At 70.6% G+C, this 11,614-nt stretch carries 12 protein-coding genes and 1 pseudogene; 10 read left to right on the top strand and 3 right to left on the bottom strand.

Annotated elements, in window-relative coordinates; genetic code table 11:
- The 9 genes from NON00_RS22455 to trpA form a co-directional block, all read left to right on the top strand.
- On the top strand, positions 1–440 hold a 440-nt coding region (locus NON00_RS22455), incomplete at its 5' end, for a d(CMP) kinase (RefSeq protein WP_256025006.1).
- 351 nt (positions 441–791) lie between these two features.
- Positions 792–2,501 carry a 30S ribosomal protein S1 gene (gene rpsA, locus NON00_RS22450; protein WP_256025005.1) on the top strand — a complete coding sequence of 570 codons (1,710 nt, stop codon included), beginning with the start codon at positions 792–794 and terminating at the stop codon, positions 2,499–2,501.
- A 162-nt stretch (positions 2,502–2,663) separates the two neighbouring features.
- Positions 2,664–3,578: a signal peptide peptidase SppA gene (sppA, locus tag NON00_RS22445; protein WP_256025004.1), complete on the top strand. Its 915-nt coding sequence runs from the start codon at positions 2,664–2,666 to the stop codon at positions 3,576–3,578.
- A gap of 53 nt (positions 3,579–3,631) precedes the next feature.
- Positions 3,632–3,958, top strand: coding sequence for an integration host factor subunit beta (gene ihfB / locus NON00_RS22440; protein WP_256025003.1), 327 nt, complete (start codon positions 3,632–3,634; stop codon positions 3,956–3,958).
- Complete coding sequence (locus NON00_RS22435; protein ID WP_256025002.1) at positions 3,955–4,284, top strand: LapA family protein; 330 nt, start codon at positions 3,955–3,957, stop codon at positions 4,282–4,284. Before ihfB ends, NON00_RS22435 begins: the two co-directional genes overlap by 4 nt.
- On the top strand, positions 4,284–5,009 hold the full coding sequence (gene pyrF, locus NON00_RS22430; protein WP_256025001.1) for an orotidine-5'-phosphate decarboxylase: 726 nt from the start codon (positions 4,284–4,286) through the stop codon (positions 5,007–5,009). Before NON00_RS22435 ends, pyrF begins: the two co-directional genes overlap by 1 nt.
- Positions 5,009–5,671: a phosphoribosylanthranilate isomerase gene (locus NON00_RS22425; protein WP_256024999.1), complete on the top strand. Its 663-nt coding sequence runs from the start codon at positions 5,009–5,011 to the stop codon at positions 5,669–5,671. Before pyrF ends, NON00_RS22425 begins: the two co-directional genes overlap by 1 nt.
- 149 nt (positions 5,672–5,820) lie before the next feature.
- Positions 5,821–7,038, top strand: coding sequence for a tryptophan synthase subunit beta (gene trpB / locus NON00_RS22420; protein WP_256024997.1), 1,218 nt, complete (start codon positions 5,821–5,823; stop codon positions 7,036–7,038).
- Positions 7,035–7,865, top strand: coding sequence for a tryptophan synthase subunit alpha (gene trpA, locus NON00_RS22415; RefSeq protein ID WP_256024996.1), 831 nt, complete (start codon positions 7,035–7,037; stop codon positions 7,863–7,865). The genes trpB and trpA overlap by 4 nt, the downstream gene beginning before the upstream one ends.
- Before the next feature lie 143 nt (positions 7,866–8,008).
- Here the strand turns inward: trpA and NON00_RS22410 are convergent, their stop codons facing one another.
- The 3 genes from NON00_RS22410 to NON00_RS22400 all read right to left on the bottom strand — a co-directional run bounded on the left by NON00_RS22410 (position 8,009) and on the right by NON00_RS22400 (position 10,991).
- Complete coding sequence (locus NON00_RS22410; protein ID WP_256024995.1) at positions 8,009–8,995, bottom strand: tripartite tricarboxylate transporter substrate binding protein; 987 nt, start codon at positions 8,993–8,995, stop codon at positions 8,009–8,011.
- Positions 8,996–9,069: 74 nt separating this feature from the next.
- Complete coding sequence (locus NON00_RS22405; RefSeq protein ID WP_256024994.1) at positions 9,070–9,981, bottom strand: AEC family transporter; 912 nt, start codon at positions 9,979–9,981, stop codon at positions 9,070–9,072.
- A 29-nt stretch (positions 9,982–10,010) separates the two neighbouring features.
- Entirely contained in the window at positions 10,011–10,991 is a 981-nt protein-coding gene (locus NON00_RS22400) for an adenosine kinase (protein WP_256024993.1), read from the bottom strand.
- A 383-nt stretch (positions 10,992–11,374) separates the two neighbouring features.
- Here NON00_RS22400 and NON00_RS22395 point away from each other — a divergent pair.
- Positions 11,375–11,614, top strand: a pseudogene (locus tag NON00_RS22395) (hypothetical protein); the annotation flags it as partial.

The raw sequence follows: 11,614 nt of genomic DNA, 5'->3' as shown, positions 1-11,614 counted from the left end.
GCCTCACCCCGGCCGATCTGGAGCGCGGCGACCTGCGCGGGCCGCCCGCCGATGGCGCGGCCAGCGCCGTCGCCGCCATCCCCGCCGTGCGCGCCGCCCTGCTGGAATGGCAGCGCGCCTTCGGGCGCACCCATGGCGCCGTCCTCGACGGGCGCGATATCGGGACCGTGGTCTTTCCCGAGGCGCCGGTGAAGCTCTTCGTCACCGCCAGCGATGAGGAACGCGCCCGCCGCCGCTGGCTGGAACTCCAGGCGCGCGGAGTCGCGGCGGAAGAAAGCCAGGTTCTGGCAGAATTGCGCGCCCGCGACGCCCAGGATGCCGGGCGCAGCACCGCGCCCATGAAGCCAGCCCCCGATGCCACGCTGCTCGATACCACGCGGCTCGATGCCGAGGCGGCGTTTGCCGCCGCCTGGGCCATCATCCAGGAAAAAATCAGGTAGATCAGGGGCTCCGCCCCTGAAACCCCGCCGGGGGGACAGGGTCCCCCCGGACCCCGCCATCAGTTTGAGAGTCCCGCCTGGACGGGGGGTGGCGGCAGCCCGGAAAAAAGACTTGACGTTTCGGGGGCGGGTGGCCTAGGCGGGTTGCCCATCTCTACCACCGGTTGGTGGCGGAGAGCCTGGGAACAGGGGCTTGCCCCTTCTCCGGGCCGGGAAAGGCGGGCCGTCTCCCGCCTGTCGCAACCAGGACCGAAGGGCGCCCCAGGCGTCCGGTCAAGCCGTGCCCGCGCAGGCGGGGGCGCAGGAATCCTCCCGCGGCGCCGCCGGGGCGGATCAGGAACACTCTGCTTCATGGCTAATGCCAACAGCCCGTCCATGACCGAAGATTTTGCCGCCCTGCTCGATGCGACGCTGGGCGCCGACACCGGTTTTGCCGGGTCCGTCGTCACCGGCCGCGTGATCCGCGTCGATGACGATTTCGCGGTCGTGGATGTCGGGCTGAAGTCCGAGGGGCGCGTGCCCCTGAAGGAATTCGCTCCCCAGGGCCAGAAGGCCGAGGTCAAGCCCGGCGACGTGATCGAGCTCTTCGTCGAGCGCTACGAGGACCGTGACGGCTCCATCGTGCTCTCGCGCGAGAAGGCCCGCCGCGAGGAAGCCTGGACGAACCTGGAGAAGGCGTTCAACGCGCAGCAGCGCGTCAACGGCGTCATCTTCGGCCGCGTCAAGGGTGGCTTCACCGTCGACCTCGGCGGCGCCGTGGCCTTCCTGCCCGGCTCCCAGGTCGATATCCGCCCCGTGCGCGATGTCGGGCCGCTGATGGGCTCGCCGCAGCCCTTCCAGATCCTGAAGATGGACCGCGCCCGCGGCAACATCGTCGTCAGCCGCCGCGCCGTGCTGGAAGAGACCCGTGCGGAGCAGCGCAGCGAGCTGATCCAGGGCCTCAAGGAAGGCATGATCCTCGACGGCGTGGTCAAGAACATCACCGACTACGGTGCGTTCGTTGACCTCGGTGGCGTGGACGGCCTGCTGCATGTCACCGACATCGCCTGGCGCCGCATCAACCACCCGTCCGAGGCCCTGACCATCGGTCAGCAGGTCCGCGTGCAGGTCATCCGCTTCAACTCCGAGACGCAGCGTATCAGCCTCGGCATGAAGCAGCTGATGTCCGACCCGTGGGAGGGCGTGTCCATCAAGTACCCGGTGGGCGCCAAGTTCTCGGGCCGCGTGACGAACATCACCGACTACGGCGCCTTCGTGGAGCTGGAGCCGGGCGTCGAGGGTCTGGTCCACGTCTCCGAGATGAGCTGGACCAAGAAGAACGTCCATCCGGGCAAGATCGTCGCCACTTCGCAGGAAGTCGACGTGATGATCCTGGACGTGGACGAGCCGAAGCGCCGCATCAGCCTCGGCCTGAAGCAGGCCCAGGGCAACCCCTGGGAGCTGTTCCTCGAGGCCCATGGCCCGGGCTCCATCGTCGAGGGCGAGATCCGCAACATCACCGAGTTCGGTCTGTTCGTGGGTCTGGCTCCCGAGATCGACGGCATGGTGCACATGTCCGACCTCTCCTGGGAGATCCCGGGCGAGCAGGCGATGGCCGCCTACAAGAAGGGCGACGTCGTCAAGGCCAAGGTGCTCGATGTGGACGTCGAGAAGGAGCGCATCTCCCTCGGCATCAAGCAGCTCCAGGCCGACCCGGCCGCCGAGGTGCTGGACCGCGTCCGCAAGGGCGACGTCGTCACCTGCGTGGTGACGAAGGTCGAGCAGAACGGCATCGAAGTGCGTGTGGACGAGGTCCTGACCGGCTTCATCCGCCGCGCCGAGCTGGCGCGTGACCGCGCCGACCAGCGCCCCGACAAGTTCGCCATTGGCGAGAAGGTCGATGCGAAGGTGACCGCCGTGGATCGCGCCGCCCGCCGCCTGGCCCTGACCATCAAGGGCAAGGAAGTCGAGGAAGAGCGCGAGGCGATGAAGGAGTACGGCACCGCCGACTCCGGCGCCTCGCTGGGCGACATCCTGGGCGCGGCCATCCGCCGCCGCAACCAGATGGTCACCGAGGACTGATTTTTTCCAGGCTGCCGCCGTCTCCGGGTGAAGCGGGACGCCACATTTCCTGTGGCGTCCCACCTTCCAACCCGGGAGCGGCAGCCTGAAAAAAGAAGATGATGGGGGCCGGGGGGAAGAATTCTTTCTTCCCCCCGCTTCTTTTACTAATGATGCCGCTGCATGAGCAGCACCCTTGAGACCGACCTCCTGCTGGACCGCCGCCGCCTGAAGCGGCGCCTGCTCTTCTGGCGTGTCCTGGCGGTCCTGGCCGTCGCTGGCGCCGGCGCGGCCCTGGCGATGCGCGGCGGCGCGGTTTCCACCGCCCATCTCGCCCGGCTTTCCGTCGAGGGCACGATTTCCGATGACATCAAGCTGACCCAGGCCGTGGCCGAGGCCGCGCGCGACCCGGCCGTGAAGGGCATGATCCTGTCCATCGACAGCCCCGGCGGCACCGTGGCCGGCGGCGAGGGCCTGCACAACGCGCTGGCCCGCTTCCGCCAGAGCGGCAAGCCGCTGGTGGCGGTGATGCGCGGCACGGCGGCCTCGGCCGCCTATATGATCGCCATGCCGGCGCAGCATATTTTTGCCCGCGAATCGACCCTCACCGGCTCCATCGGCGTCATCCTGCAAAGCTTCGAGGCCAGCCGCCTGATGGAGATGCTAGGCGTGCGGGCGGAGATGCTGACCTCCGGCGCGCTGAAGGGGGAGCCGAACCCCTTCCGCCCGCTCTCCCCGGAGGGCCGGGCGGTGATGGAGGGCGTGCTGCGGGACCTGCATGGCCAGTTCGTCCGCATGGTGGCGGAGGGCCGCCACCTGCCGGAGGCGCGCGTGGCCGAGCTGGCGGATGGCCGCGTCTATACCGGCCGCCAGGCGCTGGAGCTGAAGCTGGTGGACGCCATTGGCGGCGAGCCCGAGGCCCGCGCCTGGCTGGAAAAAGAACAGGCCATCCCCCCCGGCACCCCGGTGCGCGACCTCGACCCGCGCGGCACGGCGGAGCGGGTGCTCGGCGTCTCTTTGCGAATGCTTATGAAAAGCCTTGTTTCAGAATGGGTTGCAATTGACGGCGCCCGAGCCGTTTGGCAGCTTCGCCCCTGATCGGGTAAGCATATCCATCCCCCCTCCCTCATCCGGCAGGAGAGCGTCGCGGCATGACCAAGTCCGAGCTGATCGCCCAACTGGCCGCGGCCAACCCGCATCTGCGCCAACCGGATGTGGAGCTGATCGTCGGCACCATTTTCAACGAGATCACCGCCGCCCTGGCGCGTGGCGACCGGGTGGAACTGCGCGGCTTCGGCGCCTTCTCGGCGAAGAAGCGCGACCCCCGCACCGGCCGCAACCCGCGCACCGGCGAGTCCGTCGAGGTCTCGGGCAAGGCGGTGCCCTATTTCAAGCCGGGCAAGGAACTGCGCGAGCGCGTCAATGGCGGCCCGCTGCAGGACCCCAAGCGCGCACCGCGTGGGACAGCCGCCGCATGATTCTCTTCCGTTTGATCGGTTCCCTGCTGACGGCGGCGCTGCTGCTGCTGCTGGTTCTCTTCGCCATCAGCAACACGGCGCCCGTCTCGCTGCTGCTCTGGCCGCTGGATCTCGCCTGGGAGGTGCCACTGGCCGGCGCCGTGCTGGGCGGGGCCGCCATCGGCTTCGTGCTGGGCGCGCTGATCGCCTGGGGTGGCGCGCTGCACTACCGCCGCCGCGCCCGCAAGATGCAGCGCGCCGCGCAGCTGCTGGAAGCCGAGCTGGCCGATATCCGCGGCAAGCACGCCGAAACCGTGCCCGGCACCGCCCTGGCTGTCTCCCGCTGATGCGGCAGAAGCCCAACCGCCCCGGCGTCATCGCTGCCCTCGACACCCCGAGCGCCACCCAGGCCGAGGCCTGGGCCGGTGCCGTGGCGCCGCATGTCGGGCTGGTGAAGGTGGGGCTGGAACTCTTCTGCGCCGAGGGCCTCTCCGCCGTCACCCGCGTGGCGCGGCACCGGCCGGTCTTCCTGGACCTGAAGTTCCACGACATTCCGAACACCGTGGCCGGGGCCGTGCGCTCCGTCTGCGCCGCCCGCCCGGCGATGCTGACGCTGCATGGCGGCGGCGGCACCGCCATGGTGGAGGCCGCCCGCCGCGCCGCGGAGGACACGCTGGGTGAGGATCGCCCGGCCATCCTGGCCGTCACCGTGCTGACCAGCTTCACCGCCGCCGGCCTCGCCGAGACGGGGGTGGCGGGCGGCCCGGCGCAGCAGGTGCTGCGGCTGGCCCGCCTGGCCCTGGCCGCCGGGGCGGATGGGCTGGTGTGCAGCCCGCAGGAGGTTTCCCGCCTGCGCGATGCCTTTGGCGAGGCGCCGCTGCTGGTGGTGCCGGGCATCCGCCCCGCCGGCAGCGCCGCCGGGGATCAGGCGCGCATCGCCACGCCGGAGGAGACCATCGCCGCCGGGGCGGACTGGCTGGTGATCGGCCGGCCCATCACCGGCGCCAGCGATCCGGGCGCCGCCGCCGCGGCCATCGCCGCCAGCCTGCCCTCTGTCAGCCTGCGCCATTGATGCTGCGCCCCCAGGTCAAGGTCTGCGGCATCAATGATGCCGCCAGCTACGACGCCGCCCTGCGCGCGGGGGCGGAGATGGTCGGCTTCGTCTTCTTCCCGCCCTCGCCGCGCGCGGTGACACCGGGGCAGGCCGCCAGCCTCATCGCCTCCGGCACCGCCGCGCGGCGGCCGCTCTGCGTCGGTCTCTTCGTCGATGCGACGGATGAGGAGATCGGCGCCGCCGTCTCCGCCGCGCCGATCGGGCTGTTGCAGTTGCACGGGGCGGAAAGCCCGGAGCGCTGCGCCGAGATCCGCGCCCGCTTCAGCCTGCCGGTCATGAAGGTCATCGGCATTGGGGGAGAGGGCGATTTCGCCCGGCTGGATGCCTATGTGCCGGTCGTGGACCGCTTCCTGCTGGATGCCAAGCCGCCCGAAGGCGCCGATCTGCCAGGGGGGAATGCCGTCAGCTTCGACTGGGGGCTGCTCGCCGGGCGCGCCATCCCCAGGCCCTGGATGCTGGCGGGGGGGCTGACGCCGGTCAATGTCGCCGCCGCCATCCGCACGGCCCAGGCGCCGGCGGTCGATGCCTCCTCCGGGCTGGAGCGGACACGGGGGGTGAAGGATCCCATCCTCATCGCCGCTTTCGTCGCCAACGCCCACCGGGCGCTGGAGGAAGGGTAAAAAAAACCGGGGGAATGAATTCCCCCGGGCCCCCTTCTTTTTTCTTTCGGTTAAAAGAGTCGTCCCGGGCGTCTCCGGAAGGGCTGTCAGGCCCCGATGGGTGCCCATATGCCTGCGCGCGCATCACGACGCGCAGCCTGGAGGGATGAGTGAACAAGCCTCTGCCAAATTCTCTGCGCCAGGGCCCGGATGGGCGCGGTCGCTTCGGTCAGTTCGGCGGCCGCTTCGTCGCCGAAACGCTGATGCCCGTCATCCAGGAGGTCGAGCAGGCCTATAACGAGGCCCGCAACGACCCGGCCTTCATGGCGGAGTGGCGACGCTTGCTCAAAGACTATGTGGGACGCCCCAGCCCGCTCTGGCTCTGCGAGCGGCTGACGGAACACCTCGGCGGCGCGAAAGTGTATTTCAAGCGCGAGGAGCTGAACCACACCGGTGCCCACAAGATCAACGCCGTGCTCGGGCAGATCATGCTGGCCAAGCGCATGGGCAAGCCGCGCATCATCGCGGAGACCGGCGCCGGGCAGCATGGCGTGGCCACCGCCACGGCCTGCGCCCTCTTCGGGCTGAAATGCGTGGTCTACATGGGTGCGACCGATGTGGAGCGCCAGCAGCCCAACGTCTTCCGCATGAAGCTGCTGGGGGCGGAGGTGGTGCCCGTCACCTCCGGCGCCGGCACGCTCAAGGACGCGATGAACGAGGGGCTGCGCGACTGGGTGGCCAATGTGTCGGACACCTATTACTGCATCGGCACCGTCGCCGGCCCCGCGCCCTTCCCGCAGATGGTGCGCGACTTCCAGTGCGTGATCGGCGAGGAGACGAAGCAGCAGATCCTGGCCGCCGAAGGCCGCCTGCCGGATGCGCTGGTCTGCGCCGTCGGCGGTGGCTCCTCGGCCATGGGGCTGTTCCACCCCTTCCTCGATGACGAGGAGGTGGCGATCTACGGCGTCGAGGCCGCCGGGCGCGGCCTTGAGACGGGCGAGCACGCCGCCGCCATCGGCGGCGGGCGCCCCGGCGTGCTGCACGGCAACCGCACCTATCTGCTCCAGGACAATCACGGCCAGATCACCGAGGCGCATTCCATCTCGGCCGGGCTGGACTACCCCGGCATCGGGCCGGAACACTCCTGGCTGCACGAGATCGGCCGCGTCACCTATGTCAGCGTCACCGACCAGGAGGCGCTGGAGGCGTTCCAGCTCTGCTCGCGGCTGGAGGGCATCATTCCCGCCCTCGAATCCGCGCATGGGCTGGCGCATGTGATGAAGCTCGCCCCCACCCTGGAGAAGGACAAGATCATCATCCTGAACCTCTCCGGGCGCGGGGATAAGGACATCTTCACCGTCGCCAGGCACCTGGGAGAGACGCTGTGAGCCGCATCGCCACGCGCTTCGCGCAGCTCAAGGCCGAGGGGCGCGGCGCGCTGATGCCCTTCATCGAGGCCTATGACCCCGACCCCGCCACCTCCATGGCCCTGCTGCGCGGCCTGCCGGGGGCGGGGGCGGACCTCATCGAACTGGGCGTGCCCTTCACCGACCCGATGGCGGATGGCCCGACCGTGCAGATGGCCGGCCAGCGCGCGCTGAAGGCGGGCGGCACCCTGGCCGGGGCGCTCGCCATGGTGCGCGACTTCCGCCGCGAGGATGACGAGACCCCCATCGTCCTGATGGGCTACTACAACCCCATCCTCTCCTATGGCGTGGAGCGCTTCTGCCTCGATGCCGGGGCCTCGGGGGTGGATGGGCTCATCATCGTCGACCTGCCGCCGGAGGAGGCCGATGAGGTCTCCGGCCCGGCCGCCGGCCAGGGGCTGGACCTGATCCGCCTGATCGCCCCCACCACGGACGAGACGCGGCTACCCAAGGTACTCGCCGGCACCAGCGGCTTCATCTACTACGTGGCGATCACCGGCATCACCGGCACGCGCAGCGCCTCGCGCGAGGCGCTGGCGGAGGCGATCCCGAAGGTGCGCAAGTTCACCGACCTGCCCATCGCCATCGGCTTCGGCGTCCGCACGCCGCAGCAGGCGGCGGAGGCGGTGCAGGTGGCCGATGGCGCCGTGGTCGCCTCCGCCCTGATCGACACCCTGGCGAAGTCCCTCGACGAGCAGGGCCGCGCCCGCCCGGACACGGTGCGCAAGGTGCTCGACCAGGTGCGTGACCTAGCCGAGGCGGTGCGCAACGCTCGCGTGCCGGCTTAGAGTATTGTTTGAGTTATCTTCTTTTTCTGAAGAAAAAGAAGCAAAAAGACTCTTTCAGTTTGGCGTCCCGCTTCAGGCCTGAGGCGGGACGCTTTCTGGAAAAGTTTTTTGGTTCTTTTTTTTCAAAAAAGAACGAAGACTCTTCAAGAATCCAATTTAATTCCAAGTTCCCGGATCAGCGGCCGCCATTCCGCGTTTTCCCGCGCCACGAAGTCGTTGAACTCCTGCGGCGACCAGGGCGTGCTCTCGATGCCGAGGCCGCGCATGCGCTCCTGGAGGGTATCGGAGGCGACGGCGGCGCGCAGTTCGGCGCTCAGCCGGGCGATGACGGGCGCCGGGGTATTGGCCGGGGCCGACATGCCCTGCCAGCCGAAGGCGATGGCCTTGCCGATGCCCAGCTCCGCCGCCGTCGGCACATTCGGCGCCTGGGCCGAGCGCGCCTCGGAGAGCACCACCAGCCCGCGCACCTTGCCATCGCGCAGGAAGGGGATGCCGGTGGCGCAGTCGATCAGCACGCTGTCCACCGTGCCGGAGAGCAGGTCCTGCATGGCGGCCGGCCCGCCGCGATAGGGCACATGGGTGGCGTCGAATCCGGCGCGGCGCTTCAGCATCTCCATCGCCAGGTGGTGCGGCGAGGCGACGGCGGGGGAGCCATAGGTGGGCGCTGTCTTCTTCGCCGCCGCGATATAGTCGGCCAGGGTGGCGAGGGGGCTGTCCGCCCGCACCACGAGGAAGAGCGGGAAGCGCCCGATGAAGCCGATGCCCGTCAGGTCCCTGTCCGGATCATAGGGCAGGCGGGCATAGAGGGCGGGGTTGTAGACGAGGTTGCCATTGTCGGCGTGCAGCAGGGTGTAGCCATCGGCCGCGCTGCGGGCCACCGTCTCGCTGGCCAGCACGGCGCCGCCGCCGGGGCGGTTCTCCACCACCATGTTCTGCCCCAGCCGCGGCCCGATGAAGGCGGCCACCAGACGGGCGAAGGTGTCGCTCGGCCCGCCGGCGGGGTAGCCCACCACCCAGCGCAGCGGATGGTCCGGCCAGGCGGGGGCGGAGGAGGATTGCGCGAGCGCCGGGCGCACCAGCAGCGCCGCCCCCCCCGCAAGACCGAGCACAAGGTTGCGTCGTCCCAGCATGTCGTCAGCCTCTGTCCCTGCCACCGGCTCGTGGGAAAATGGCCGGTGTGCGCCGCATCATGCGGCGTCACGCCTCATCGCGCCAGAAGCCAGACCCAGAGCGGCAGGGTGAGGATGGCGGCGGCGTGCTGGGTGGTGATCATGGCGGCGATCAGCGGCGCATCGCCGCCCATGGCGCGGGCCTGGACATAGCCGGTGGTGGCGGTGGGCTGGGCCATGAAGAGGGTGGCGATGGCCGCCGCCACCGGCTCCAGCCCCAGCATCCGGCCGAGCGCCAGGGTGAGGGCCGGCACCACCAGCAGCTTCAGCACGCCGGTCAGGAATTGCACGCGCGGCAGGGCGGCGATGGCCCCAGGGCTGAGCGCCGCGCCGACGCAGAGCAGCCCGACCGCCAGCGAGCCCTGCGCCAGCCCCTTCAGCAGGCCGGAGAGGCCGGGCGGCGGCCCGCCCGCGAGGGCCAGCAGCAGCCCCGCCGCGCAGGCGAGGATCAGCGGGTTGGTGGCGATCTGCCGCAGCAGCCGCGGCAGGCTGGGCCGCCCGCGCCCGTCCAGGGCGAAGACGATGGTGATGATGACCTGCACGCAGGGCACGATCAGCCCGGTGGCGATGCCGCCGAAGGCGATGCCGGCGCTGCCATGCACCGCCCCGGCGACGGCGAAGGCCATCAGGTTGTTATAGCGGATGCCGCCCTGCAGCACCGAGGTGGTGGCGGGGTGGCCGAGCCGCAGCCCGCGCGCCAGCAGCAGGGCGAGCGCCGTGCCCGCCAGCAGCGTGCCCCAGATGGTGCCCGCCATGCCGCCCAGCGGCAGCCGCGCCAGATCCACCGCGCCGATCGAGGACACCAGCAGCGCCGGCAGCAGCACGGTGAAGACCAGCTTCTCCATCCCCGCCCAGAGGGCGGGCTCGGGCAGCACCCTCTGGCGCAGCAAGGCGCCGAGGGCGATCATGCCGAAGGTGGCGGCGAAGGCATCGAGCCACGGGCCCATGGGCGGCCTCCCGGCGGCGCGTGCCGCTCTCAGCCGCCGACCAGCGCCTTCAGATCCGCCTGCGGGCGGGCGCCGAAATGGCTGATGCACTCGGCTGCGGCGACGGAGCCCCAGCGGCCGCATTCGGCCAGCGGCAGGCCCCGGGTCAGCGCCGCCAGGAAGCCGGCGGCATAGGCATCGCCCGCGCCGGTGGTGTCCACCACGCGCGCCGGCTCCGCCGCGATGAACAGGGTCTGCTCCCCGGCGACGATGACGCTGCCCTTCTCCGAGCGGGTGAGGGCGGCGAGGCCGACTTCCGCCCGCACCGCCTCCACCGCCTCCTCGAAGCTGTGCACCTCGTAGAGGCTGATGATCTCGGCCTCATTGGCGAAGAGAATGTCCACCTGCCCGGCGACCAGGGCGCGGAAGGCCGCGCGGTGGCGGCCGACGCAGAAGGGATCCGAGAGGGAGAGCGAGACCTTGCGCCCCGCCGCATGCGCCACCGTGGCGGCGCGGCGGAAGGCGGCCTGCGCCGCCGGCGGGTCGAAGAGGTAGCCCTCCATGTAGGTGACGGCGGCGGCGGCGATCATCGCCTCGTCCAGATCCGCCTCGCCGAAGGTGACGCAGGCGCCGAGATAGGTGTTCATCGTCCGCTGCCCGTCCGGCGTCACCAGGATGAGGCAGCGCGCGGTGGGGGCGCCGCCCTGGAGCGGCGCGGTGGGGAAGGCCACGCCCGCGGCGCGGATGTCATGCGCGAAGGCCTGGCCCAGCGCGTCATCCGCCACCTTGCCGAGATAGCCGACGCGCGCGCCCAGCCCGGCGGCGACGGCGCAGGTATTGCCGGCCGAGCCGCCGCTGCTCTCGATGCCCGGGCCCATGGCGGCGTAGATCGCCTCCGCCCGCGCGGTGTCGATCAGCGCCATGCTGCCCTTCACCATGCCCTGGGCGTCCAGGAAGGCGTCATCCGCCCGCGCCTGCACGTCCAGGATGGCGTTGCCAATGCCCAGGATGTCGAGAATGGTGGCCGTCATGGCGGGGGTCTCTGCCTTGTCTGCGCGTCGCGGGGGAGGGGAGGGAGAGGAGAGGGAAGGAGAGGGGAGGGGAGAGGGCGGCGCCGCCCCCGGCGCCGCGATAGCAGCCGCGCGGCCCGCTTCATAGGGCGGGGCGGGCGCTCACATCTGGCGGCGCGCTCTTTGCGCGGGCGGGACGAAGCCGCGCCGGCTCCTGCTGGGAAAAGGCTTTTCCGGTGGGAGCATGGTGGAAAAAGGCGTATGGAAATTAAGCTTTCCTTGTGCCCACCCCGTTGTCCCCACCCGCCCCCGCGTGATAGCCCGAGGGGCAGACGCGCGCCGCGGCCAGCGGAAAACAGCGCGAGGCTTCACCCGAACATCCAGCCGTGCAGAGGGGGCAACCCATGTCCATCTTCCGCCGCCGCGAAGAGCCCACACCGCCCGCGCCCGCGCCGGGAGGGGCCGCGGAGGCCGCCGCGCCGACCACCATGCCGGTGGCGCGTGATCCGGACCTCGCCCTTCCCCCCTACCGCCCCGCGCCCAGCAAGGAGGCTGCCGCCATGTCCCTGCCGCCGAAGCCCAGCCAGCCCCCTGCCGGTGTCGGCCTGCCGCCGCGCCCGCCCGCCGGCGCGGCCGGCCCGCGC

Source organism: Roseomonas sp. GC11, from assembly GCF_024437745.1.
Classification (GTDB): domain Bacteria; phylum Pseudomonadota; class Alphaproteobacteria; order Acetobacterales; family Acetobacteraceae; genus Pseudoroseomonas.
This window is presented reverse-complemented; position numbering and strand designations above follow the sequence as displayed.

Excerpts from the sequence above, each read along its gene's own strand:
- NON00_RS22425 (WP_256024999.1), top strand. The coding sequence starts at position 5,009 with ATGCTGCGCCCCCAGGTCAAGGTCTGCGGCATCAATGATGCCGCCAGC.
- NON00_RS22410 (WP_256024995.1), bottom strand. The coding sequence starts at position 8,995 with ATGCTGGGACGACGCAACCTTGTGCTCGGTCTTGCGGGGGGGGCGGCG.
- NON00_RS22400 (WP_256024993.1), bottom strand. The coding sequence starts at position 10,991 with ATGACGGCCACCATTCTCGACATCCTGGGCATTGGCAACGCCATCCTG.
- ihfB (WP_256025003.1), top strand. The coding sequence starts at position 3,632 with ATGACCAAGTCCGAGCTGATCGCCCAACTGGCCGCGGCCAACCCGCAT.
- sppA (WP_256025004.1), top strand. The coding sequence starts at position 2,664 with ATGAGCAGCACCCTTGAGACCGACCTCCTGCTGGACCGCCGCCGCCTG.
- rpsA (WP_256025005.1), top strand. The coding sequence starts at position 792 with ATGGCTAATGCCAACAGCCCGTCCATGACCGAAGATTTTGCCGCCCTG.
- NON00_RS22435 (WP_256025002.1), top strand. The coding sequence starts at position 3,955 with ATGATTCTCTTCCGTTTGATCGGTTCCCTGCTGACGGCGGCGCTGCTG.
- pyrF (WP_256025001.1), top strand. The coding sequence starts at position 4,284 with ATGCGGCAGAAGCCCAACCGCCCCGGCGTCATCGCTGCCCTCGACACC.
- NON00_RS22405 (WP_256024994.1), bottom strand. The coding sequence starts at position 9,981 with ATGGGCCCGTGGCTCGATGCCTTCGCCGCCACCTTCGGCATGATCGCC.